Source organism: Phaeodactylibacter xiamenensis (assembly GCF_000759025.1).
Classification (GTDB): Bacteria; Bacteroidota; Bacteroidia; order Chitinophagales; family Saprospiraceae; genus Phaeodactylibacter; species Phaeodactylibacter xiamenensis.
This window is the reverse complement of the sequence record NZ_JPOS01000078.1, coordinates 37567-60674: the sequence shown is the minus strand read 5'-3', so window position 1 is coordinate 60674 and position 23108 is coordinate 37567. Positions and strand designations below refer to the sequence as shown.

General features: G+C 51.6%; 23 protein-coding genes. 11 read left to right on the top strand and 12 right to left on the bottom strand.

What is annotated here, in order from left to right; genetic code table 11:
• Positions 1–1305: alpha/beta fold hydrolase (locus IX84_RS20105; RefSeq protein WP_052516237.1), on the top strand; the 1305-nt coding region annotated here is incomplete at its 5' end.
• A gap of 9 nt (positions 1306–1314) precedes the next feature.
• Here IX84_RS20105 and IX84_RS20100 read toward each other — a convergent pair.
• Entirely contained in the window at positions 1315–1875 is a 561-nt protein-coding gene (locus tag IX84_RS20100) for a DUF6794 domain-containing protein (RefSeq protein ID WP_160213846.1), read from the bottom strand.
• A gap of 278 nt (positions 1876–2153) precedes the next feature.
• Positions 2154–3221: a 3-oxoacyl-ACP synthase III family protein gene (locus IX84_RS20095; RefSeq protein ID WP_044224958.1), complete on the bottom strand. Its 1068-nt coding sequence runs from the start codon at positions 3219–3221 to the stop codon at positions 2154–2156.
• 211 nt (positions 3222–3432) lie between these two features.
• On the opposite strand from IX84_RS20095, the gene IX84_RS20090 reads away from it, so the two are divergent.
• Both IX84_RS20090 and IX84_RS20085 read left to right on the top strand, forming a co-directional pair.
• On the top strand, positions 3433–4185 hold the full coding sequence (locus tag IX84_RS20090; protein ID WP_044224956.1) for a 3'-5' exonuclease: 753 nt from the start codon (positions 3433–3435) through the stop codon (positions 4183–4185).
• Positions 4186–4215: 30 nt separating this feature from the next.
• Positions 4216–4635, top strand: coding sequence for an aspartyl protease family protein (locus IX84_RS20085; protein ID WP_044224953.1), 420 nt, complete (start codon positions 4216–4218; stop codon positions 4633–4635).
• On the opposite strand, the gene coaD is transcribed toward IX84_RS20085, so the two are convergent.
• The gene (coaD, locus tag IX84_RS20080; protein ID WP_044224950.1) at positions 4628–5101 is read right to left on the bottom strand and encodes a pantetheine-phosphate adenylyltransferase; all 474 of its coding nucleotides are present in this window, start codon (positions 5099–5101) and stop codon (positions 4628–4630) included. The two genes, IX84_RS20085 and coaD, sit on opposite strands and share 8 nt — an antisense overlap.
• Before the next feature lie 909 nt (positions 5102–6010).
• Entirely contained in the window at positions 6011–8359 is a 2349-nt protein-coding gene (locus tag IX84_RS20075) for a TonB-dependent receptor (protein WP_044224947.1), read from the bottom strand.
• A gap of 125 nt (positions 8360–8484) precedes the next feature.
• On the opposite strand from IX84_RS20075, the gene IX84_RS20070 reads away from it, so the two are divergent.
• From IX84_RS20070 to IX84_RS34165, 4 genes are all read left to right on the top strand, one after another.
• Positions 8485–9546: an NAD(P)/FAD-dependent oxidoreductase gene (locus IX84_RS20070; RefSeq protein WP_044224944.1), complete on the top strand. Its 1062-nt coding sequence runs from the start codon at positions 8485–8487 to the stop codon at positions 9544–9546.
• Positions 9547–9692: 146 nt separating this feature from the next.
• The gene (locus IX84_RS20065) at positions 9693–10403 is read left to right on the top strand and encodes a glycosyltransferase family 2 protein (protein WP_044224942.1); all 711 of its coding nucleotides are present in this window, start codon (positions 9693–9695) and stop codon (positions 10401–10403) included.
• A 100-nt stretch (positions 10404–10503) separates the two neighbouring features.
• Positions 10504–11688, top strand: coding sequence for a glycosyltransferase family 39 protein (locus tag IX84_RS20060; protein ID WP_238578310.1), 1185 nt, complete (start codon positions 10504–10506; stop codon positions 11686–11688).
• Positions 11689–12222, top strand: a complete 534-nt coding sequence (locus tag IX84_RS34165; protein ID WP_044224935.1) for a hypothetical protein — start codon at positions 11689–11691, stop codon at positions 12220–12222.
• Between the two features lie 20 nt (positions 12223–12242).
• Here the strand turns inward: IX84_RS34165 and IX84_RS20050 are convergent, their stop codons facing one another.
• Complete coding sequence (locus tag IX84_RS20050; protein ID WP_160213844.1) at positions 12243–12956, bottom strand: L-type lectin-domain containing protein; 714 nt, start codon at positions 12954–12956, stop codon at positions 12243–12245.
• A 44-nt stretch (positions 12957–13000) separates the two neighbouring features.
• On the opposite strand from IX84_RS20050, the gene IX84_RS33535 reads away from it, so the two are divergent.
• Positions 13001–13207 carry a hypothetical protein gene (locus IX84_RS33535; RefSeq protein ID WP_160213842.1) on the top strand — a complete coding sequence of 69 codons (207 nt, stop codon included), beginning with the start codon at positions 13001–13003 and terminating at the stop codon, positions 13205–13207.
• Positions 13208–13249: 42 nt separating this feature from the next.
• Here IX84_RS33535 and IX84_RS20045 read toward each other — a convergent pair whose 3' ends face one another.
• Both IX84_RS20045 and IX84_RS20040 read right to left on the bottom strand, forming a co-directional pair.
• Positions 13250–13825: a hypothetical protein gene (locus IX84_RS20045; protein ID WP_044224929.1), complete on the bottom strand. Its 576-nt coding sequence runs from the start codon at positions 13823–13825 to the stop codon at positions 13250–13252.
• A 51-nt stretch (positions 13826–13876) separates the two neighbouring features.
• Entirely contained in the window at positions 13877–14227 is a 351-nt protein-coding gene (locus tag IX84_RS20040; protein WP_044146311.1) for a phage holin family protein, read from the bottom strand.
• Between the two features lie 200 nt (positions 14228–14427).
• On the opposite strand from IX84_RS20040, the gene IX84_RS20035 reads away from it, so the two are divergent.
• Positions 14428–15540 carry a fatty acid desaturase family protein gene (locus IX84_RS20035; protein ID WP_044224923.1) on the top strand — a complete coding sequence of 371 codons (1113 nt, stop codon included), beginning with the start codon at positions 14428–14430 and terminating at the stop codon, positions 15538–15540.
• Between the two features lie 115 nt (positions 15541–15655).
• Here the strand turns inward: IX84_RS20035 and IX84_RS20030 are convergent, their stop codons facing one another.
• Positions 15656–16693, bottom strand: a complete 1038-nt coding sequence (locus IX84_RS20030; protein ID WP_044224920.1) for an Rpn family recombination-promoting nuclease/putative transposase — start codon at positions 16691–16693, stop codon at positions 15656–15658.
• Positions 16694–16832: 139 nt separating this feature from the next.
• Between IX84_RS20030 and IX84_RS20025 the strand changes: the two genes are divergently transcribed.
• Complete coding sequence (locus IX84_RS20025; protein ID WP_044224917.1) at positions 16833–18287, top strand: T9SS type A sorting domain-containing protein; 1455 nt, start codon at positions 16833–16835, stop codon at positions 18285–18287.
• Here IX84_RS20025 and IX84_RS20020 read toward each other — a convergent pair.
• Genes IX84_RS20020 through IX84_RS33530 form a run of 4 tightly spaced genes read right to left on the bottom strand, consistent with a single transcriptional unit; the run spans position 18267 to position 21454 of the window.
• Positions 18267–19409 (bottom strand): flavin-containing monooxygenase, encoded by a 1143-nt coding sequence (locus tag IX84_RS20020; protein WP_044224914.1) that lies wholly within the window; start codon positions 19407–19409, stop codon positions 18267–18269. The genes IX84_RS20025 and IX84_RS20020 overlap by 21 nt on opposite strands.
• The gene (locus tag IX84_RS20015) at positions 19406–19849 is read right to left on the bottom strand and encodes an acyl-CoA thioesterase (protein WP_044224912.1); all 444 of its coding nucleotides are present in this window, start codon (positions 19847–19849) and stop codon (positions 19406–19408) included. The genes IX84_RS20020 and IX84_RS20015 overlap by 4 nt, the downstream gene beginning before the upstream one ends.
• A 27-nt stretch (positions 19850–19876) precedes the next feature.
• Complete coding sequence (locus IX84_RS20010) at positions 19877–21253, bottom strand: T9SS type A sorting domain-containing protein (protein ID WP_044224909.1); 1377 nt, start codon at positions 21251–21253, stop codon at positions 19877–19879.
• Between the two features lie 42 nt (positions 21254–21295).
• Positions 21296–21454: a hypothetical protein gene (locus IX84_RS33530; protein ID WP_160213840.1), complete on the bottom strand. Its 159-nt coding sequence runs from the start codon at positions 21452–21454 to the stop codon at positions 21296–21298.
• Positions 21455–21561: 107 nt separating this feature from the next.
• On the opposite strand from IX84_RS33530, the gene IX84_RS20005 reads away from it, so the two are divergent.
• Positions 21562–23088, top strand: a complete 1527-nt coding sequence (locus IX84_RS20005) for a M14 family zinc carboxypeptidase (protein ID WP_052516236.1) — start codon at positions 21562–21564, stop codon at positions 23086–23088.
• The last annotated feature ends 20 nt before the right edge of the window (positions 23089–23108 follow it).

Here is a 23108-nt window from a genome sequence, read left to right as displayed (position 1 = left end):
GTTGCTATTAATAAAATAGTTATTGTCATACTCGCAGTCATTTCCATAGCTCTTTCCTACGAGCAGCTGATTCATCCCAGCCTGAGCGTGGGCATTTTTGCTCAGAATGGAGTCTATGCTTATTTCTCTGCAGCCTTTGTACCTGTATTGATGGGCATTTTCCTGAAGGAAGTCCCCCGTCAGGCACCGATAGCGGCAAGCCTGACTGCGGTTCTGGTCCACTTTGGCGTCTACTACGGGCGCATTGGCTGGTATATGCAGGCCGAGGTCCGCAATCCGGCCGTAGCCGTGACCTTTGCTATACTGGCTTCACTGCTTGTTGGCGGATTAGTGTACCTCTGGCTGCGGCCAAAGGAAGGTAAAAAAGCAGCAGCACGCCCGAAAAGTCCGCAACAAAGTGTAGCTTCGCCTCCCCCTGATTCATCAGCAACCTCATCAGCAATGGCTTTGGCACAAGCTTCAGAATGGCACCGCTTTATAGATTTGCCCAATGGCACAAAGGTTCATTACACGGACCGTGGCAAAGGGCGTACCACACTGCTGATGGTGCATGGGCTGGGCAGTAACCTGAAGGCCTGGGACAAGGTCATTCCACAGCTGTCGTCCGATTATCGGTGCGTTGCGCTGGATTTGCCGGGGTACGGGCTGTCTGACAAAGGCGACTATTCTTTTGATATTCCATTTTTTGCCGAAACCCTTTTACAATTTAAGGAGGCGCTGAAGCTCCGGCAGCCGGTCCTCATCGGTCATTCCATGGGCGGGCAGACCAGTATTTTTACGGCACTCCAGGCACAGGAACATTTTGCAAAGCTCATCCTGCTGGCCCCGGCCGGGTTTGAGCGTTTCAACTCGGCTGCACGGGAGTGGTTGCGGACCTTTTACAAACCAGCGTTATTGCGCGCTACGCCTGTCCATCAGATTGAGCGCAACTTCCACGCCAATTTCCATCAGTTCCCTGCTGATGCGCAGTTCATGATCGATGAACGCATGGCATTAAGAGCAGATACGGAAGCTTACGTACAGTACTGCAACATGATCCCCAGATGCGTCCTCGGCATGCTTGACCACCCGGTTTTCGACCGCCTCCCGGACTTGCAACTCCCCACCTTAGTCTTGTACGGAAAAGAGGATGCCCTTATCCCCAACAAAATGATCAACCCTGGCCTGACCACAGAGAAGGTAGCCCGGGAGGGAGCAGCCCAACTCCCTAACGCCAGGCTTTTCTTTGTGTCTAAGTGCGGGCACTTCATTCAATGGGAATGTGCCGATGAGGTAGTGGCGCACATCCGGGCCTTTCTCAAATAAGGGCTAAGACTATCGTTGTTTACGAAGCTCCACTGAATCCCGGTTCAACTGCCGTTTTCCTTCGTAGAGGATTTCTGCAGATTCCATTCGCTTTTTCCGTTCTGCTTCCCGGGCTTCCTGCAGCGCAATAACCTGTTCTTTTACTTCTATTGGTTTTTTATTCAAGCTTCGGTGCATGGACCGGATGATGAGCCGCGCCATGTCATCAGGATGGTGCACGCCCATGTCTTTGAGGGCCACCGAAAGACGAGACCCCCCGTAAAAGCCCCAGTTATGAATAATCCACCGCCCGAGGCTAAAGTGTAACTTGCGAACGGCTTCCTCCTCCTCCGCCATACGAAACTTCTGGAGCGACTCCCGGTCTGCAAGTTTATTCAGTTGAACAATAGCGTCGCTCAGGTCCTTGGGGATGTATACCCCATACAGGTATTCCTGCTTAATGCGCCGCTCATAAGCTTTGTCATACTCAGCTTCCGTAGCCACCGGTTCCTCCTGTGCATGCAGTACAGATGCGCCGGCCAGTAAAAAGCCCAAACAAAAAAATAACACCTTTTCCTTCATTTTCCTCATTGGTTGATTTCGTAGATAAAACTGTTTTCGGGCTTACCGTATTGTCTTTTCCGGCCAGCGAATCCACATAACCCTGCACCAGGCAGCCATCCGTTAAAGTCTGTCAGGCAAAAAAAATCCCCGCTGCAATGAACGGGGACCAAAATTAATGTGCTATGAAAAAGTTAATACAACTTCCGTGAATAGAAGATGAACAGCTAACATACAAAATTTGGCAGGGAATGCCCAGAAACAGATAGGAAACCTCCTGTTTAGCATTCCTGTCGCTTTGGTTCAGCTTACCATCTGATCAGAGCTGCGCCCCAGGTGAAACCACTGCCAAAAGCAGCCAGGCACACCAGGTCACCATCCCTGACTGCGCCGGACTCCCAGGCTTCGCAAAGCGCGATGGGCACAGATGCCGCAGTGGTGTTGCCATATTTTTGAATGTTATTCCAAACCTGCTCATCCTTAAGCCCCAGGCGCTTTTGCACGAACTGGCTAATGCGCAGATTGGCCTGATGAGGCACGAGCATATTGATGTCTTCTTTCTTCAGGCCCGCTTTCTCCAGGGCCTCCATGATGACCTGAGGGAATTTCTGCACGGCCATTTTGAATACGAACTGCCCTTCCATATTCGGGTAGATCTGATCGTTGTCGAGCATGTGCTGATTCAGGAAAATCTCGCCAAATTCAGCATCCGAATAGCCATAATCGACTTCCTCACCGGTATATTTTTTATGGTAGCCACCGTGGGAGCCGGGGTTGATAAAGGCCAGTTTTTCTGCATAGGTACCATCCGAGTGCAGGCAGGTTTGGAGCACGCCCTGACCTTCTTCTTCAGTGGGCTGTAGCACAACCGCACCGGCACCATCGCCAAAAATGACAGTCACACCACGGCCCTCTGTGCTAAAATCCAGGCCCATAGAGTGCATTTCTGCGCCTACCAGCAGTACGTTTTTGTACATGCCGGTCTTCACAAACTGGTCTGCTACAGACAGCCCATACACAAACCCACTGCACTGATTCCGGATGTCCAGCGCGCCAATCTCGGTATTAGTTATACCCAACTCGCGCTGCAGCAAAACACCACAGCCAGGGAAATAGTAGTCCGGGCTGAGGGTGGCGAAAATGATAAAATCTATATCTTCCTTACTGATCCCGGCACGTTCGATGGCAATCTCAGCGGCGCGGGCCCCCATGGTGGTCGTAGTCTCTTCGTGTTTGGTGCCATACCGGCGCTCTTTAATGCCGGTCCGCTCCTGAATCCACTCATCACTGGTATCCATGACTCTGGTTAAATCGTCATTGGTTACCACTTTATCGGGCACGTAGGAACCAATGCCCCCAATTTTTGAACGAAGCATAAGTTTTGGTTTTAAAGGCCAGGCGCCCACTTTTGGGCCACTCCACCTTGTATCATAATTTTGTAGACAATACGCTGCTGAATATTTATTCAGAAGCGGGCGTTAAAATCGAAATTTTATTACAAATCGCCAAACACTTACGCCCCCATATCGCTCCCGATAGGATTTGGTAGCTGTATTTATTTTATTTTTGTCAAAAATCGCATCTTCTATGCCTGATATAGCCAACATTCTGTTCCTGGATATCGAAACCGTTTCAGGAAAGCCTAATTTCGATGGGCTCAATGACGACCTCAAAGCACTCTGGACCATCAAAGCCAATCAGCTGGCGCGTGGCCGGACCGAACCACTAACTGAAGAAGAGGTAGCAGAATCTTATACAGAAAAGGCTGGCATCTTTGCAGAGTTCGGAAAAATCGTTTGTATCTCCGTTGGTGTGGTACACCGGGATAAAGCAGAAAAAAAACTCAAAATCCGGCTCAAGTCCTTTGCCAGTGAAAATGAAGCCGAGCTCCTGCAGGGCTTCTCACAGATGGTCTTCAAGTACTACAACGACTCCAATAAATTCGGTTTCTGCGGGCACAATGCAAAGGAGTTTGACATCCCCTACATCTGCCGCCGCCTCATCATCAACCGCTTGCCCCTGCCTGCTCCGTTTGACTTATCGGGCAAGAAACCCTGGGAAACCAAGCACATCATCGACACGATGGACATGTGGTCTTTCGGCGACCGTAAGAACTTCACCTCCCTGAAGTTGCTGGCAGCTGTGCTGGGCTTCCCATCGCCCAAAGATGACATCGATGGCTCGCAGGTAGGCCGGGTATACTGGGAAGACAAGGACCTGCGGCGTATTTCCTTTTACTGCGAGAAGGATGTGCTGGCAACCACTCAGCTCTACCTCCGTTACAAGCTTATGCCGCTGCTGGAAGAAGATCAGGTCGTGCACGTGGACGGGGAGGATTGATTATGATGGCAGTGTTTTGTAATTTGTAGCATGGGAAAAATTTATGCAACAATAAGGCTCATTAATACCCGGGATGTCGTTCTGGCTGATGCCAAAGCGATGGATAAAGCGGCCATTAGAAGCCTTGAGCTTAGCATTCTGGTAGATAGCGGCGCGTATAACCTCGCTATTAATGAAACCATCAAAGAACAGCTTGGCTTACCGATTATTGATGAACAAGTCTTCGAATTGGCGAATGGACAACAGGAAAAGTATCCAATCGTAGGCCCCATTGACATCCAATTTGAAAACCGGGCTACAACCACCAGAGCAGTCTTGCTGCCTGGGGACAATGAGCCCCTATTGGGCCAAATCCCTCTGGAGGATATGGATGTAGTGCTTTTACCCCGCGAGGAGAAAATGATTGTCAATCCCAAAACCCCGCTCATCGCCCGTAAAGAGCTTAAGTAGACTTAAAGCGCTCCCGCAGGGCCTCGGGCACAAAGGGCGTTGCATCTCCCCCGCCAATAATGATTTCCCTTACGATTGTGGAGCTAATGTGGGAGTAGGCCGGCTGACTAATCAGAAAAATAGTTTCTATCCCCTCCCCAACGATGTTATTCAGTTGGGAAATCGTCTTTTCATAATCAAAGTCAGAGGCATTCCGCAAGCCGCGCAGCAGGTATCGCGCACCAATCTGACGGGCATAGTGTGCCGTGAGGCCGGAGAAATGCCCGACTTCCACCTTGGGCTCATCTGCGAAGACCTCCCGGAGCCACTCCAACCTTTCCTCAAGGGAAAAAAGGTACTTCTTCTGGCTGTTGACGCCGATAGCAACAATGATTTTATCGTAAAGCGGCAGAGCGCGCTTGATCAGGTCGACATGACCAATGGTGATGGGGTCGAAGGAACCTGGAAAAATGGCGATGTTAGACATGTAGTTGAGCTTGGTGGCTTTTCGGGAATTGAGTACAAAAATATAAAAATCGGGCAGACTGGGTATTGGGAATAGGGTTTAGGTGATTTTTCAGGGGCGCTTCAGCGAGGCAAGCCTTGGTGGAAAAGATCAGCGGCTTCAGTTTACTATTGCCGTGCGCGGCGTGAGGGAGAACACGGATTAGACTGATTGCGCAGATTTGCACGGATTTCGAGCAGGGGCATAAGAGCGGGGCATGTTTGTGGGGCGGCACTGGGTTGCAAAGATTAGTGGTTTCAGTGTACTATTGCCGTGCGCGGCGTGAGGGGGAACACAGATTAGACTGATTTCGCGGATTTTCGCGGATTTCGAGCAGGGGCATAAGAGCGGGGCATGTTTGTGGGGCGGCACTGGGTTGCAGAGATCAGTGGTTTCAGTCAGATCAGCGGCTTCAGTTTACTATTGCCGTGCGCGGCGTGAGGGAGAACACGGATTAGACGGATTGCGCGGATTTTCGCGGATTTCGAGCGGGGGCATAAGAGCGGGGCATGTTTGTGGGGCGGCACTGGGTTGCAAGATCAGTGTGATCAGTCAGATCAGCGGCTTCAGTGTACTATTGTCGTGCGCGGCGTGAGGGGGAACACGGATTAGACGGATTGCGCGGATTTTCACGGATTTCGAGCGGGGGCATAATAGCGGGGCATGTTTGTGGGGCGGCACTGGGTTGCAAGATCAGTGTGATCAGTCAGATCAGCGGCTTCAGTGTACTATTGTCGTGCGCGGCGTGAGGGAGAACACGGATTAGACGGATTGCGCGGATTTTCACGGATTTCGAGCGGGGGCATAATAGCGGGGCATGTTTGTGGGGCGGCAGCAGGGTTGCAAGATCAGTGTGAGCAGTCAGATCAGCGGCTTCAGTATGCCAGCCCTCTACCGCCAGGAAAAATTCCAGGTCACCGAAGGAATCACCGGAAAAAGCGACACCTGGTAAGCCCGTGCTGCCGCAGTCCCCGCATTAGGGTCCGACTCAAAATCGTAGTAAATGAAAAATGGATTCTGCCGACTGTAGGCATTGTAGACCGAGAAGTTCCAGCTGGACCGGAAGCGCGCTTTGGAGTCCGGTTTGGGTGTATAGGTTGCCGAGAAATCCACGCGGTGGTAGTCCTGCAGGCGGGCACTGTTGCGCGGGCCATACTCCTGCACCGGAAACTGATCGATGAAGTACAATCGTTGCACGGGGGTAAAGGCATTGCCCGTACCAAATATAAAGGCACCACCAAATTCCCATTTCTTATTGAGGGTGTAATTCGCCACCACCGAAAGGTCATGCCGCCGGTCGTAAATCGCCGGAAATGGATTGCCGTTGTTAATTTCCGGGAAGATGCGCTCGGTTCGGGACAGGGTATAGCCAATCCAGCCAGTAAAGCGCCCCTTCTTTTTTTGCAGGAAAAGCTCCAGCCCATAGGCCCTGCCCTGACCAAATACAAACTCCTCCTCCAGGTCATTGGCGACATTATCCACGTAGTTTTCCCGGAAGTCAATCTGGTTGTACAAATCACGGTAGTAAACCTCCACGGATGCTTCATAACGGTTGTCCTGGAAATTGCGGAAATACCCCACCGCATATTGCACGCCGATCTGTGGCTTGATGATTTCTGAACTGGGCATCCAAATATCAGTAGGCAGCGTACTTGTGGAATTGCTGACCAGATGCAGGTATTGGTTCGCCACCGTCACCCCTGCCTTCAGAGATGATACAGCATTGAGGTAAAAGGTAGCCGCCAGCCGGGGCTCCACCCCTATGTAAGTCTTCACCGGCTCCCCGGCAGCATACTCAGTGCTGTCCTGTTTTGAGGTGTAAGGGCCAAGCTGCGTAAAGGCAGAAACGCGGAGCCCGGCATTCAACCGGATACCTGGTCCGATTTTTATTTCGTCTGCAAGGTAGACCGCACTTTCATGAGCAAAACGGATTTCTCCTTCATTGGCAAAAACTTCCTCCCCGTTCGTTGCGGTAGCCAGGCTTGGGGTCAGCCGGTGGTAGGTGTAGTTCGCGCCGAACCTCAGATGATGGTTAGGATTTGGGAAGTACTCAAAGTCCACCTTCCCATTCCAGTCGCGCACACCGGATTCCAGCCCTATCCTAAAGTCGCCCTGCCCGCCGCTAAAGCCGAAGTCGTAGTCATTGTAGATGGCAGAAACATTCATAAACAGCTTATCGCTAAACAGGTGGTTCCAGCGCAGAGTGGCTGTTGCGTTGCCATAGGGCATATCGAAGTTGAAGTCGCGGGCATTGCTCCGGAACTGCAGCACGTCTCTGCCAAAGTAAGTGCTGAAATACAGACGGTCCTCATCGCTAAACCGGTAATTGGCTTTGGCATTGAGGTCGTAAAAATAATAGTTCGTCCCTGCAAAGGAAGTATTGTCGAAGAAAGGCTGAGCCAGGTCAAGGGCGTAGGTCCGTCGGGCGGAAACAATGAAGCTGCTGCGCTCCTCTACGATAGGCCCCTCGAAGGTCACCCGGGAGGCCACGAGCCCGATGCCGCCCTCCATTGCATATTCCCGGTCGTTGCCCTCCTTCATCTGAATATCGACTACCGAGGAAAGCCGGCCACCGTACTGTGCAGGCATGCCCCCTTTGATCAGGGTGGTATTCTTGATGGCATCCGCATTGAATACAGAGAAGAAGCCCAGTAAATGCCCCGGATTGTAGACCACGGCTTCATCCAGCAGGACCAGGTTTTGATCCGGCCCACCACCCCGAACGTAGAACCCCGCGTTCCCCTCCCCTGCCGACAGTACGCCGGGCAACAATTGAATGGTCTTTAGCACATCCACTTCGCCCATGAGCGCCGGCAGCTTTTTCACATTATCCATCTGTAGGCCCACCGTACCCATTTCTGTACTTTTGACGTTGGCGTCATCCGGGCGAGCCTTGACGACGACCTCCTGCAGCTCCACACTTTCCTCAGCCAACTCTACATTCAGGCGCTTCGCTTCATTGAGGGTTACCGTTGCTTCCTCCCCTGCGTAGCCCACGTAGGAAAAGCGCAGCCGGTGCGTGCCTGCCGGTATTTCCAAAGAGTAAAAGCCATAGGCATTGGTGACCGTGCCCAGCCCTGCTGAATCGGCTACCACAACGGCCGCGCCAATCAGCGTTTCACCGGTGGCCGCATCTTTCACATAGCCACTGAGCACGTATTTGTCCTGTGCAGCGGCAGAAAAAGCAAAAAAGAGAAAAACGAAAGCGAGTGCGCTTTGCACCTGCAGTGATAGGCTCATGCTTCAGTATTTGTACCGGTAATAACCTATGCCCATAAAAAATGTTGGAAAAACACCTCCTTTTGTCGCTCCATTTGCTGAACCGCTTCTGACAACCCCGCTGCCGCTTTTTTGTTAAGGATGATATGAAACACGCAGACTTCATCATCGTGGGGCAAGGCATTGCAGGCACCCTGTTGGCGCACTTTCTGGAGGCAGCAGGAAAATCCGTTTTTGTCATCGATCACTACAGCCCGAACGCAGCATCTCAGGTGGCGGCTGGCATTATCAACCCCATCACGGGAAGGCGCTACGTCAAGTCCTGGCGGGTGGATGACCTCATCCCATTTGCGGTCCGCACCTACCGGCAGTTGGAGGCTCAGCTCAATATTCCAATTTTCCATGAGCGGAATATCATTCGCACTTTATTCAATCAGGGGGAAGAAAACGATTGGCTGGCCCGCACGGGAGACCCGGCTTACACGCCCTATATGCTCGATCAGCCCGTGCTCGACCAGTACGCCACCAAGACCGTACTCGCCTACAGCTATGGAGAGGTCACACAGTCCGGACAAACCGATCTGGTCCGCCTGACCGGGGCTTACCGCAAGTACCTGAAATCAAAAGGCGCGCTGCTGGAGGACCACTTCGACTACAGTCTGCTTACCCTGACTCCGGAGCAAGCCACTTACAAAAACGTAGTTTCGGCTTCACAGCTTATTTTTGCGGAAGGGCACCTGGGCACTCAGAACCCTTACTTCAACTACCTCCCCTTCGGAGGAGCGAAAGGCGAAGTGCTCATCGTGCGCATCCCGGGGGCTGATTTTGAGAAAATCCTAAAACACCGGGTATTCATTGTCCCCCTTGCAGACTCCGGGCTTTACTGGATCGGCTCTACCTACGACTGGAAATTCGACGATGACCAGCCCACTTCCCGGGGCCGGGATTACCTCGAACAACGGCTAAAAGATGTCTTAAGCCTGCCCTTTGACGTGGTTGAGCACCGGGCAGCCGTCCGCCCAACGGTCAAAGACCGTCGCCCGTTCCTGGGGCAACACCCTGAATTCCCTGCCCTTGCGATCTTTAACGGACTGGGTACCAAGGGTGCTTCTCTTGGCCCCTACTGGGCGCATCATCTGGCGGCTCATCTGGTGAATGGGAACGAACTGGATGAAGCCGTAGACATTGGTCGTTTCGCGAAGCAGTAGCCCAAAACCTGCTGTAATTACGCTCTTTTGCACAGGATTGGCTTTTGCCAACAGGGGGGCCAATATGCCCACCGCTCATCTAAGCAGCTTTTTTTACCTTTGACATTTTATAGGAACCAACAAAAAGCGACATACAATCCACGCGCATGAGCAAGACCCTGTCTATCGTCATCCCAGCCTACAATGAAGGGCCGACCATCCATTTTATACTTGATAAAGTCCGGGCTGTGGTGCTCAGTGGGGGCCTTCAGAAGGAGATCATTATCGTCAACGACTGCTCCACTGATGATACCGAGGCTGCCATTCAGCGCTATCAGCAGGAAAATCCCGGTTTCAATATTCAGTACTACAAGCACGAAGTGAATAAAGGCAAAGGAGCTGCCCTGCATACCGGCATTCGGGAAGCCACCGGCGACTACGTTATCATTCAGGATGCCGACCTGGAGTACGACCCGGAGGAGTACAATATTTTGCTCAAGCCAGTACTGGATGAAGTGGCCGATGTCGTCTACGGCTCCCGGTTTATGGGTGGCAAGCCGCACCGCATTTTGTTTTTTTGGCACTCTATAGGCAACAAATTCCTGACCTTCCTGTCGAATGCCATGACCAACCTCAACCTCACGGACATGGAGACCTGCTACAAGCTCTTCCGCCGGGAGACCATCCAAAGCCTGCAGCTGAAAGAACAGCGCTTTGGCTTCGAGCCTGAGGTCACGGCCAAGATTGCCCGCATTCCCGGCATCCGCATCTATGAGGTGGGCATTTCTTACTACGGCCGCACCTACGCCGAGGGTAAAAAGATCAACTGGAAGGACGGTTTTCGGGCGATTTATTGTATTTTAAAATATAATTTATAGTCAGATGGCCGCACCCAAACCCCAAAATCGCTCTTTCCTAGCCTTTCTTTTTTGTGTCGCTTTTATACTGGGCACCCATGCTTACTATCCTAAGTGGCAGATGACCAAAACGGAAGCCACCATCAGCTGGGATGTTTCCGGGTATTATTTTTACCTGCCCGCCCTTTTCATTTATAAAGACATCAAAAAGGTCGAATTCCGAGACAGCGTAGTGCAGCAATACGAAATGTCAAGCGGGAGCTATCAGGCGTATGACCATGAAAGCGGCAACCGGGTTATGAAGTACTCGGCAGGAATGGCCTTACAGTATTTACCATTCTTTGCCATTGCCCATACCGTCGCCGCTTATTCCAGGTATCCGGCGGATGGCTTCTCCCGCCCCTATCAGATGGCGATTAGTTTTGGCAGCCTGTTGATGGCTTTTCTGGGGTTGTTTTACCTGAGGAAAAGCTTGCTGTGTTACTTTAGCGATACGGCAACCGCCCTCACATTGGTATTGATCGTTACGGCAACCAACTACCTGAATTACAGTGCTATCGATAACGCCATGACCCACAATTGGCTATTCGCGCTCTATGCCCTGCTCATCTGGCAGTCTATCCGGTTTTACGAACGACCGGCCTCCTGGCGTGCCTGGTGCATTGGGGCAACCGTTGGGCTAATGGCGCTCACCCGACCTACAGAAATCATTGCGGTACTTATTCCGCTGCTCTGGGGACTGGAAGGCAGGAAACCATTATCCGAGCGGCTTCAATTCTTCCTTAGCAACCGCAGGGGGCTGAAGTTTCTTTTAGTTGCCGCATTAGGTGCAGTTACCCTTGGCAGTATTCAGTTGATTTACTGGAAATATGTGACAGGAGAATGGCTCGTGTACAGATATCAGGATCAGGGGTTCAGCTGGCTGCGCCCGCACCTCTGGCAGGGCTTTTTTAGTGGTAAGGGAGGCTGGCTGATTTATTCCCCCGCTATGATCCTTTCGCTCGCCGGTTTTATAGCGCTTTGGCGAAAAAAACGACCGCTTTTCCCCGCAGTAGCCATCTTCGCTTGTCTTTTCATTTACATCACCTTTGCATGGGATATCTGGTGGTACGGAGGCAGCTTAGGGCAACGGGCGATGGTACAGTCCTACGCCGTCCTTGCCTTCCCAATGGCTGCATTGATACAATCGGCATGGAAGCAACGCGCATTAAAAATCGGAATAATAACCTTTGGCCTCGGTTGTATCTATTACAACGTTTGGCTGACCCATCAGGCCCACAAGGGGGGATTATTCGTGACGGAATAAATGACCCTGCCTTACTTAAAAGCTATTTTTCTGCGCAGTGAAGTACCCGAGGAAACCATCAAGCTGCTGGATACCAAAGAGCTTTATTCCGGAACGCCCAATATTATCAAATCGCTCGCCTATCTGGATTTCGAATCGGACTCCCTGGCTCACGACTGCCCCATTCCACCAATAGAAGGCGACCGGTCTCTCTGCCTGTCGGAGGACACCCAATTTTCGCCCCCTATACACATACCTGCCAGTGCAATCAATACCCCCTGGATAAGAGTGGAGGGAGACTTCCGCTGCCAGGAAAAAGAATGGGAGTACTGGCTAATGGCACAGCTTATGGTGAAGTTCAAAAAGGGTGATAAAGAAATACAGACGCGCTTCCTGCGCCTATTTCGGCTGTTGCCGCCTAACAGCACGAAAACGCTTTTCCTTGACGTGCCGGTGCCGAATAAGCAATATGATCAGCTGGAAGTCCAGTTCTGGCAATCCAATGGTAAAAAGCCATTAGCCATAGATCGACTCAAAGTGTTAGCTATCGAATGATGCGGGCTTTTCAGCTCATGCTACTTCCCACGGTAGACAGGTCCTACCTCCTCCAACGGCAGCCAGGATAAGCGGTCAAAGCATACCTCATGGTAATTATTGTAACGCCCGGTGGCTGCGCTCACGCCCCAGTATACGACGTCATTGCCCTGGAAAATGGCATTTTTCAAATCGACTTCCGCAGCGATGACTTCCCGGCGGTCGATTTCCACAGACAGGCGCTGTTCTGCCGGGGACCAGCGCACTGCCAGTTTGTGCTGCTCACAGTCTTCGATATTGAGAATAGGCTTGGGCCCTGCCAGGTTGTTGAAATGGCCCACTCTTCCATTGGCCATGATTGCTACGTGGTCTTCCACCGGGTCCAGCAGGTGCTCATTCAGCCAGGTGTCAATCTCGATGCCAATAGAAGGCCGTAGCCCGGCAAAGCCAATGCCTTCTCCCCTCCAGCCTGTCAGATTGGCGCTGGGCGCAAAAATGAAGACCATCCCATCGGCACCCGCATCGTCCTTACAGCCCAGGTATACGCTCAGCTCGATGGAAAAAGGCTCGTTCAGGCTGATGGGGCGACGATACCAGATGGAGCCGGAAGAGTAGTCCCGCTCCTCGGTCAACCGAAAGCAATCATTGTCGGTACGGTAGGTATCTCCACTGATGGTGAAATCATCAATGACCGGGCGCTGCGCCATGAGGCTTGCGGTCAACAGGAGTGCAGAAAACAGGGCTGGCATTTTCATAGGTAAGCGATTGAAGGTCAACTGGATAAAAACCAAACGGGAATTTGGAAAAATGGTTGGCAAAAAATCCCACTTCAGTTGGCAGCTCTGTAAACGAAGAGCAGGTAAGCCCCGCTGAGCTTTTAAACCCATCAGCTTGCCCAAGCGAGGCAGCCGATGCAGCAATTAACTCAAAAACGCCTCCGGTCTCTTTGGTTCCGGCGCCTGCGTTTGCCCATATTCATGAGCACAAGCCAGATGACCAGCATTAGCGCGATGGGCAATAGATAACCAGTTAGCAAATCCTGCATAGCTTAAGGGTTTGGAGTCTGAACAGACAATTGAGCCTTCAGTTCAGCCAGTTCTGACCGCCTTTCAGCAGGCAGCAAAACGGAAAGCTTGATGTACTGCCCGGGGCGTTGTTGTACCCGAAAGTAGTGAAGCTGACCGTTTTCCTCGTACAATACCTCAAACTGATCTTTACCGAATTTTTCTTCAACGATATTCAGGTCAGGGTTTTCCCGCAGGTAGTCCTCAAAGTTCATATAGTAGATGTCTTCAAGGCTCCAGTGCGCTGTGTTGGCATGACCCGCTATCTCAATTTTCGTCTGCCCTTCATCTGCCACGAATAAGGCAGGTTCGTCGGTCGCCCCCTTTGCCGTCAGCATAGAGAAACGCTCCGGGTATTCCAGGCAGAACCCGAAGTCACTGTTGCAGTACTGTTCGGACTGGGCCAGGCTTGGATTGATGACGGTAATGAATGCTATACCGACGACGAAGTAGTTTGGGACCAAACATGACTTCGTGTCGGCATATACTCGTGCGTCGGGTTTGTGCCTTACGCCCAAACCTCTCCGTTCCGAGTATAAAAAGGCCAGGAAAGCTCTCATAATGATGGAATTAGTTGCTGATAAGTTAACGGTATCTTTCCGGAAAAGCAATTACTTCCGTTCTTCCTTAACGGAAAACTGACCGACGAACAGGTTGAAGAAGGACATCACGAGTGCAAAGACGATTGCCCATATCCAGCCATCTACATAAAAGCCGTCAAGCATCCAATCGACCAGCAGTACCATAGCGCCGTTGATCACAAGCAGAAACAGGCCCAGGGTCAAAATAGTAATAGGCAAGGTGAGCAGGGTAAGCACAGGTTTCACAAAGAAGTTGACCATACCGAGCAAAAGCGCCACGATAACGGCATCAAAGTAGCCGTCTATGCCAACGCCCGACAGGATTTCAGCGCAGAGGTATACCAAAAGACCGTTAACCAAAAGGGAGATGAGTAATCGCATAATTTTTGTTTTGTTTAAGTTCTTAACGGCTTGCAACTTGGCGAGGTTCGCTACAATTTATTTGGCGACCCGAATTATACTTCATGTCTGATTTTCGTAAATCTATGCCCTTCTTTCAAAGTTTTTTCGACTATCTTTCGGATTCCTACTACGGCTGCCTTACCTTGAGTGATTAAATATCATCAGACAAAACGACTTTTATGGCAACTTCTTCTACTGTTCGTTTCAACAAGGACGATCAGCCCGAATTTTTTCAGGTCCTTCGCAAGCGAGTCAACCAACATTTTTCCGACAAAGGCATCACTAAATACGGTGATGGCCGTATGGTCTTCAAAACGGTATTCATGGTAGCCCTTTACGCCGTCCCGTTGGTGCTTATGCTATCCGGACTAGTACAGGCGACCTGGGCGATTGTCCTCATGTGGGTACTTATGGCGCTGGGTATGTCAGGTATCGGCTTTTCCGTTATGCATGATGCCAATCACGGTGCATACTCTCCTAATCCTAAGGTAAACAGTGCATTAGGCGGCATCCTGAACTTTGTTGGTGGCTATCACATCAATTGGAAAATCCAGCATAATGTGCTGCATCATTCCTATACTAATGTGCACGAGCACGATGAGGACATCGACAAAGGCATTTTCCGCCTTTCACCAGATCAGGAGCACAAGCCCTTTTACCGGTTTCAAATCATCTACGCGCCCATCCTTTATGGGATGATGACGATCTTTTGGCTGGTTGCCAAAGACTTTTTGCAAACCCGGGATTATCACAAGCGCGGGCTGCTGGAAGCACAGGGCGTTTCTTACGGCAGCGCCATGATGCATGTTGTGCTGTTGAAAATCGCTTACGTAGCCATTACGCTGGTCCTTCCAATAATGATCTTACCCCTCGCATGGTGGCAAACCCTGCTGTGTTTCCTCATGATGCACTTCATCTCGGGGCTATTCCTGGCACTGGTTTTCCAGGGCGCCCATGTACTGGAGGAGACCCACTTCTTCAAAACGGATGAGCATGGCAGCGTAGAAAACAGCTGGGCCGTTCATCAGCTCAAGACTACGGCCAACTTCGCGAACGGGCGCCACTTTTTCGCCTGGTTCATCGGCGGGCTGAACCATCAGGTAGAACACCACCTTTTCCCAAATATCTGCCATATCCACTACCCGGATATCGCACCGATCGTTAAAGCGACCGCTGAGGAGTACGGTATTCCCTATTACGAGCATCCTACTTTCCTGGCCGCCCTGCGCAGCCACTTTCGGATGCTGTACAAATTGGGCAACAATAAGTACGAGCGGCAACTGGCGGCATAAACATAGTCTAAAAAGCCCTTAAACTTACAGGGCCTTCAATCAGCAATGATTGAAGGCCCTGTTGTTTAAACTACCCAAGTTGAGAAGATGCTACAGCAACCCCGCTTCTCTTAATTTATCTGCGGGAGTCGAGCAAATCCGCAACAAGTTGGTTTAACTTTGTGGATTCTTCAGTGCTTAGTTTAATCTCAGGCAGGAACTGCGCCTGAATATAGCCCAAGAGCTCCGGCTGACCGGGAGCAGCTAATTGATCAAATAACCCGATAACCTTTTCGACCTCTAATTCCGTAAAATCAGCCAAATCCACAGCGCTCATCTGTGGGAAGCGGGTGGATGTTTTCAGTAAATTAAAAACCCGGGCCTTTAGCTTGCCCACTTGCTGCCCCTTTTCCAATAATTGCTCAAGCGTGCTCATAACTTTTGATTTTGTGCCAAATTCTTTTTGATCAAGTGCCTCCATGACTTCATCTGCAGATCGTTCCGCAACACCGAGAATATAGGTTATTGTTGCTAATCGCTCATCTTTGTCGGATGCTCCTTCAAAAATAACCTCAAAATATTGAAATATCAAGTCCACCCGGTGCTTCAGCGCCATTGACATTAATGCCGTACGAAAGTAACTTAACTCCAATTTAAGCAATTCCCCGGGAGGCAAACGGTGGGCGTCCTCAAACAGAAACTCAAAATCCGGCAGGTGAGATTTCAATATTTCAAAATGAGGAAAGCCTTGAAACAATTGCCGGACTGTTTTTGGCTGCCATTCTTTCTCACCATTATAAAATAAAAGCGGCAGTACCGGTTCCAGCTTCCGCCCTTTTTGCTTCACCATATCCTGCATTAACAGGAAAATATAAAGCCCTACCTGTACGGAAACATGCTCATCGGGCTGGGATTTGTGCTCAAACAACAGGCAGAAATTAAGATAAGCACCCTTTTCCGCCTTTAACCTGCACCGATACACTACATCCGCACTAAAAAGCTTTAAATGGGGGCTTAATAATTTAACTTTTTGAGGATTAAGCGTATCCAGGTCGGCAATCGAAGCTATATCAGGATAAAAATACTTAATATAGTCTTTGGCAACTTCCGGATTACTCATCACTTGTTGGAAATACCGGTCATCCGGTTGATATACTTGAGGTTGTTTAGGCATACAGAGATTGCTTTACGACAAAAATACACTTATTGTGTTAAAAACCGTATCTTTAAAACTTTTGTTTTCGTCCAATATCCAAATTATCAGAAAAGTAGTACTTTGTCCAGCCAAACCCATCACCTCAAAATCAATCGGTATGAACACCTTCAACCACTACCTGAAATACCTATGCCTCAGCGCCCTTCTCCTCCTCAGTCAGGCTGCGCTGGCACAGGACCTCGTCGATTTTGAATTCAAAGGCAGCCAAACCCTGGCACAAATGCAGGCACAGTACGGCTTTTTAATGCAAAACGGCATTGAATACTACAAAATCCGGTACACGACACCCGATATTAATGGCGTCACGGATACAGCCTCCGGACTGATCGTTCTGCCGGTGCGGGAAGCCGAATTTCAATACCCGCTGCTGTGCTATATGCATGGTACCGTAGACAGTAAAACAGATGTCCCCTCCAATCTGGCCGGCGGCTGGGAACTCGCCGCCGCATGGGGCGGACTAGGCTATGTTGCGGCTGCCCCGGATTTTCTGGGGCTTGGCGATTCCCGGGGCTTCCATCCTTATGTACATGCCGATACGGAGGCTTCAGCGGGTATTGACATGCTATTTGCAGCGCGGGCATTTTGCGAAAGCGAAGGGCCAGCACTGAATGATCAGCTATTTGTCACCGGATACTCTCAGGGTGGACACGCTGCGGCGGCCGTCCATCGCGAACTGGAAGCGAACTACACCGATGAATTCACAGTCACTGCCTCCGCCCCTATGTCCGGCCCCTACAGTATCTCCGGAGCGATGCGCAGCGCCCTGCTCAGTGACGAACCCTACTTCTATCAGGGCTACCTGGCTTACACCGCCCTTTCCTATAACGAAGCCTATGGGCTTTTTGACAGCGTGGAAGCATACTTCAAGCCGCCCTATGCTGAGCCGATTGAACAGTTTTATCAGGGCGCTATCACCCTCAGTACCCTGAACAGCACCCTCATCGACTTGCTGAACACCAACGAAGGGGCGCCCATTCCGCGCTACATGCTGCAGGACTCCCTGCTCACCGCTCTGGAGGATGAGAATAGCGACCACCCTATCCTGCAGGCGCTGGAAGCCAACGATGTATACGACTGGGCACCACAGGCACCAACCCGGCTGTACTACTGTACTGCAGATGATCAGGTGGCGTTTACCAACAGTATCCTCGCCGATTCGGTCATGAATGCCAATGGCGCACCGGATGTCCTTGCGGTAGATGCCGGCACGACCCTCAACCATACTGAATGTATACAACCAGCTACCGTTGCCGGCGCGATTTTCTTCCTGGGTTACCGTGAACTCATCTCCAATACTTCTGTCTTCACTCCGGACTGGAACCTAAGGGTGTTTCCCAATCCGGTGAGCAATATCCTGCACCTGCGGGAACTCCCATCTGGAACCACCTTACAGCTAATGAATACGAACGGACAGATCATGTTTGAACAAATTGCAGCCGGACCAACGGCGGAACTGAAAATGAGCCCTTACCCCGCTGGTCTTTACCTGCTGAAGATCAATACGCCGACTGGCAGTTCTACTGTAAAAGTGTTACGAACTACTAATCGTTAACCGGGCCTGTATCGCCTCTGCAATACGCGCTGAGTCCCGGTACACTACGCCCAGTATTCCTCCGGGCTGATAATTGTCAAACCCGAGGAAGTAGAGCCCCTCGTGCGGCCCCTCCCCTATACAGCTTTTGGGCAGGTGATCTGCATTGAACAAGGTCTCGCTTTGCGGAATAAAGGCTTCGAGGCGGGCGTGGTACCCAGTGGCCAAAATGACATGGGTAAAATGGTGCTCGCTCCCATCCTCAAAGATGGCTCCATCTGGCGTGAAGGCCTTAAGTTCAGGAACCACTTTGATTTTACCGGCTTTGATAGCGGCTACCGTGCCGATATCAATGACCGGTGTTTTGCCTGTCTCCCGCAACTGACGCGCAGGCGGCATAGCGGAAGGCTTCAACCCGTAAGGCCTTAGGTCTCCAAATGCAAGCCCCTGTACCTGCTTGCCAATCCAGTCTCCAATGGGCGCAGGCAGCTTGGCAAGAGTGAAGGCCGTCTTTTGAGTGGGGCGCCCCAGGAAATCGCGGGGCACAATATTGACCGGACCTCTGACGGATAGCAAGGTTGGAATGCCTGCTTCGCTCAGGTCCAGCGCTATTTCCGCACCGGTATTGCCCATACCTACGACCAAAACGGTGGCACCCTCAAAGGGTTCCGGATTGCGGTAATCCTTGCTGTGAAGCATAGTGCCCGAAAAATCCTCCTGATCTTCAAAATGCGGGCGGTTGGGCACTCGGTTGACCCCGGTGGCGAAGACGATGTGCTCCGCTTTAAAGTGAGCCCCATTTGCACAGGCCGCGACCCAGTGATCGCCTTCCCGGCTTACCCGCTCCAGGCTGTGCCCAAAGTGGGGCGCAATTTTGAAATGGGCGGCATAGCTTTCCAGGTAATCTACCAACTGCTGACGGGAGACGTACTGCGGATACTCCTCTGGAAAAGGAAGATGGGGCAGGTGAGAAAATTCCTTCACGGTATGCAGGTGCACCCGCTCGTAGTGGTGGTGCCAGGCGTGCCCGACTTCCTGGCTTTGCTCAATCAGCTCGAAATCGAGCCCCCGGTGGCGCAACCGGCCGGCAATGGCTAACCCTGCCGGCCCTGCCCCAACGATTAAAATCGGTGTCGCTTTCATACTTGTTGTTCTATAGCCTGTATGCCCTGACGAAGGCTTTCCGGAACAGGCGCCTTCGACTGCTTTACATAGTCGTACGTAACGATTGTGGCATTCGCAATCGCCACCAGGCGCTGATGCTCCTGACTATACATTTTGCAATGCATCACAAAGCGGTCCTCCCCTATTTCCGTGACTTTAATCCCCATCGTTATCCTGTCCGGATAGCGGACCGGGAACAGGTATTTGCAGTCTTGCTTTGCCAGAATCACGCCCGGCAGCCCCTCCTGCTCCAGTACGACCGGGTAATTCAACCGGTCAAGGTACACCACACGCGCATGCTCAAACCACCGCAGGTAAACTACATTATTGACGTGGTTGGCAGCGTCCATCTCGCCCCACTGTACGGTGATGTTCGTCTGTACCGGAAAATCTGCCAGTTCTGAAATTGCCGAAGCCATAATTCGCTTTTTGAACCGGCAATATAACTACTTTCCAGCGACAATGAAGCGTTCCACCCCCTGACCTTCTGCACCCCAGACCCTTAGCCGGTAGACACCGCCCGGAAACTGCTGTACATTGAGCTGAGCGGGGAAGGTTGTCCACTGCCCGGAAGTAACCCTTGCGCCGTTCGCATCGTACACCTCATAGCGCGCAGGGGGATTTAATGCCTCTATTTCAACCTGCAATATTCCAGCTCCTGGGTTTGGAAAAACACGCAGCGGAATTGACCTTTCCACATCAACCGACCCGGTCAGCTCCTCCACCACCTGGAATTGCACGGGGATGAATGTCGACAGCCCGCTGCTCAGGTCTTTGGCTTTAAAGCTAACAAGGTAGGGCGCGGCTCTGTCATCTTCCGGCTCCACCATCCAGGAGAAGGCTTCGAGCGGCTGAGGGCCAGTCGTGGTATCAAAAACCGCCGGGGTATTGAAAAAGGCCAGCAGGCCACCCGCTGCGGTCAGCTCTACCTCCTCCCCGAAAGGGATGCTTTGGGCCACCGCCTCCAATTCTACCACATCGCCCACCTGCACTTCCTGCAAAGGGGTGTCATCCGAAAGGGTAAGCGCAGGAGGAAGCGCCATCAGCTCTTCGACTTCAATCAGCATATCACGAGTCACCTGCTCCCAAAGCGCCCCATCCCGGTAGGTGCTGACCATGATATTGATCAAGTACCGGCCAGGCCGCTGTGGGGCGTCCCAATTGAGGAACCCGGTCCCGGTATCTATTGTCAACTGATTATTGGGGCCAGGGTTGATAGACGTAGGCTCCTGATAACCCGGGATAGTACCTTCTTCTAACTTTGGGATTAGCAGCTGATGCACCAACACATCTCCATCACGGTCAAAAGCAGCCGATAGATGTGTGAACACCTGTCCCACCGCACTGCGGTCCAGCATGGCAGGCTCGAAAAACACCGGGCTGTAGTGGGGCTCATCCGACTCGGTGACCATAGCCAGCGATTCAACATAAAACGGAAAAGGCTCAAGCCCTCCATTCATAACGATCACCCGGTTGGGTTCATTGACCGAAAGGGTGTACTGCCCGGTCTCCCCATAAGTGTGGGACACCCGATAGATGCCCAGCAATTGAACCGGCGTTAATTGTTCCCCGTCGGGCAAGCCATCATTATTAGCATCTATGCCATTAGAAACCCAAGCAGTTGAACAGTTCCCGTCTCCCCAGCATAGCGTGACAGAGTCCGGTACAGTAGCCGTGGCATTAGCCTGAACATACAGGTGGAGCTCCGCCTCCAGTGTTAGAGGCGCGGTTTGCTGAAAAGTGATTTCCCCGCCCCGGATGGAAGCAGCATTGAGCGATACCGCAAAAAAGATGGATAGAAATAGGAGTAGTATATTTTTCATTTTGAGTGAATTTTGGATTGAAGGCGTGGTTTATGGGCCTACTTATTGCTTTATGAAAGGCAGGGGGCGCTGCTGCCCGTCTGGCAGAAGCACCGACAGTACATACCACCCTTTAGGCAAAGAACTGACATTCAAGGGACTGCCGGATTGTTGCACAGTACCCGACTGAAGCAATTGCCCGGAAGACGCCCTGATTTTCATAGCTTGACGATTTAATGTTTTGTGGCGTAATGCCTATAAGATACAGAAATGCCCCCGCACTATCAACCAAGAATCCCTATTTTGTCGGCAAGCCTAAAATTTTATCCATGAAACACCTTCTACCTTTCTGCCTGCTCGCAATACTTTGGGCCGCAGGCTGCCAGAATGCCCCCGAAGAACTCGATACCCCGCTCCTTGGCGAAGGCGACTCCATAACCCAGGCCATAACCCGCCCCAATGCACCTCCGCTGGCCGCACAACTGCACGAGGCATTTGAGCAATACAGGGAACCAACCATCCAAGACCTGCGCTTCAAGCATGCGGACATCGAGCCGCTGATCAATGACCTGCCTGACGATTTTGAAGTGGAAAAACTCGGAAGCTCCCTGGAAGATCGCGCTATCTACGAAGTGCGTATCGGGAACGGGCCGGTACCCGTCTTGCTTTGGTCGCAAATGCACGGCGACGAGCCCACCGCTACTATGGCCATTATGGACATTTTCAATTTTTTCAAAGCCAGTGGCGATCGTTTCGACAGTTTGAGAAACCGGATTACCTCAGAGCTGACCCTGCACTTTATCCCCATGCTCAACCCAGATGGCGCAGAGCGCTACCAAAGGCGGAATGTGCTCGATATCGACCTCAACCGGGATGCCCTTCGCCTGCAGAGCCCGGAGTCCAATATCCTGAAAGCCGCTCGTGACCGCACACGAGCGGTTTGGGGCTTCAACCTGCACGATAAAAACCGATACTATGCCGCCGGGGATAGCCCCAAAACAGCCTCTGTTTCCTTCCTTGCCCCCGCCTTCAATACTGAAAAAGACATTAACGAGGGCCGTGCGAATGCCATGCAGCTCATTGTTTTGATGAATGAGGTGCTGCAACAGTACATCCCTGGCATGACCGGCCGGTACGATGACACCTTCGAGCCCCGGGCTTTCGGTGACAATATGCAAAAATGGGGCACCAACACCATTCTCATTGAAAGCGGCGGACTAAAAGAAGACCGGGAGAAGCAGTACCTGCGGCAGTTGCACTTCACCATCCTGCTGACTGCGTTCCAGGCGATCGCCGATGGCAGTTTTGAAAGCTGGCCGCTGGCAGCTTACGAAGATATACCCTACAACGACAGCGGGGCTTTTTATGATTTCATCCTCCGCAATGCCACCCGCATGTACGAGGATCAGCCCTTTGTGACCGACCTGGCGTGGCGGCACCGGGAAATTGACGTTGACGATGCCCGTGCCTATTACCTCCGGGGCAGCATTAGCGACCTGGGCGACCTCTCCACTTATCATGGTTACGAAGAACTGGATGCCACAGGCTACACCATCGTACCAGGCAAGCTGTACCCTCAGGCCCTCCCCGATGTTGGTACCCTGCGCCAAAAGGATATCCGGGGGCTGCTTTCACAAGGGTATACCGATTTTGCAGTCACGAACCGCCCACCTGCCCAGGCTTCCGCACGGTGGCCAGTAGCCCTTATTGCTCCGGGCAAACAACCCAACAACGCCCTCTACCAATACAGCAATCCCAGTTTTCTGCTCGAAAAAAACGGGCAGTATCACTACGCGATCGTTAATGGTTTCGCTTATGACCTGAGGGAAGACCTCCCTGCTTTCAAACTACCATAAGCAGCCGATACCTTGACAAC

Bases quoted from the DNA above. Each gene is read 5' to 3' on its own strand.
- IX84_RS20045 (WP_044224929.1), bottom strand. From the start codon at position 13,825: ATGAGAGCTTTCCTGGCCTTTTTATACTCGGAACGGAGAGGTTTGGGC.
- IX84_RS20060 (WP_238578310.1), top strand. From the start codon at position 10,504: ATGACCAAAACGGAAGCCACCATCAGCTGGGATGTTTCCGGGTATTAT.
- IX84_RS20065 (WP_044224942.1), top strand. From the start codon at position 9,693: ATGAGCAAGACCCTGTCTATCGTCATCCCAGCCTACAATGAAGGGCCG.
- IX84_RS20030 (WP_044224920.1), bottom strand. From the start codon at position 16,693: ATGCCTAAACAACCTCAAGTATATCAACCGGATGACCGGTATTTCCAA.
- IX84_RS33530 (WP_160213840.1), bottom strand. From the start codon at position 21,454: ATGAAAATCAGGGCGTCTTCCGGGCAATTGCTTCAGTCGGGTACTGTG.
- IX84_RS20040 (WP_044146311.1), bottom strand. From the start codon at position 14,227: ATGCGATTACTCATCTCCCTTTTGGTTAACGGTCTTTTGGTATACCTC.
- IX84_RS20090 (WP_044224956.1), top strand. From the start codon at position 3,433: ATGCCTGATATAGCCAACATTCTGTTCCTGGATATCGAAACCGTTTCA.
- IX84_RS20010 (WP_044224909.1), bottom strand. From the start codon at position 21,253: ATGAAAAATATACTACTCCTATTTCTATCCATCTTTTTTGCGGTATCG.
- IX84_RS20020 (WP_044224914.1), bottom strand. From the start codon at position 19,409: ATGAAAGCGACACCGATTTTAATCGTTGGGGCAGGGCCGGCAGGGTTA.
- IX84_RS20025 (WP_044224917.1), top strand. From the start codon at position 16,833: ATGAACACCTTCAACCACTACCTGAAATACCTATGCCTCAGCGCCCTT.
- IX84_RS20095 (WP_044224958.1), bottom strand. From the start codon at position 3,221: ATGCTTCGTTCAAAAATTGGGGGCATTGGTTCCTACGTGCCCGATAAA.
- IX84_RS34165 (WP_044224935.1), top strand. From the start codon at position 11,689: ATGACCCTGCCTTACTTAAAAGCTATTTTTCTGCGCAGTGAAGTACCC.
- IX84_RS20050 (WP_160213844.1), bottom strand. From the start codon at position 12,956: ATGAAAATGCCAGCCCTGTTTTCTGCACTCCTGTTGACCGCAAGCCTC.
- IX84_RS20035 (WP_044224923.1), top strand. From the start codon at position 14,428: ATGGCAACTTCTTCTACTGTTCGTTTCAACAAGGACGATCAGCCCGAA.
- IX84_RS20085 (WP_044224953.1), top strand. From the start codon at position 4,216: ATGGGAAAAATTTATGCAACAATAAGGCTCATTAATACCCGGGATGTC.
- IX84_RS20075 (WP_044224947.1), bottom strand. From the start codon at position 8,359: ATGAGCCTATCACTGCAGGTGCAAAGCGCACTCGCTTTCGTTTTTCTC.
- IX84_RS20070 (WP_044224944.1), top strand. From the start codon at position 8,485: ATGAAACACGCAGACTTCATCATCGTGGGGCAAGGCATTGCAGGCACC.
- IX84_RS20100 (WP_160213846.1), bottom strand. From the start codon at position 1,875: ATGAGGAAAATGAAGGAAAAGGTGTTATTTTTTTGTTTGGGCTTTTTA.
- IX84_RS20015 (WP_044224912.1), bottom strand. From the start codon at position 19,849: ATGGCTTCGGCAATTTCAGAACTGGCAGATTTTCCGGTACAGACGAAC.
- coaD (WP_044224950.1), bottom strand. From the start codon at position 5,101: ATGTCTAACATCGCCATTTTTCCAGGTTCCTTCGACCCCATCACCATT.
- IX84_RS20005 (WP_052516236.1), top strand. From the start codon at position 21,562: ATGAAACACCTTCTACCTTTCTGCCTGCTCGCAATACTTTGGGCCGCA.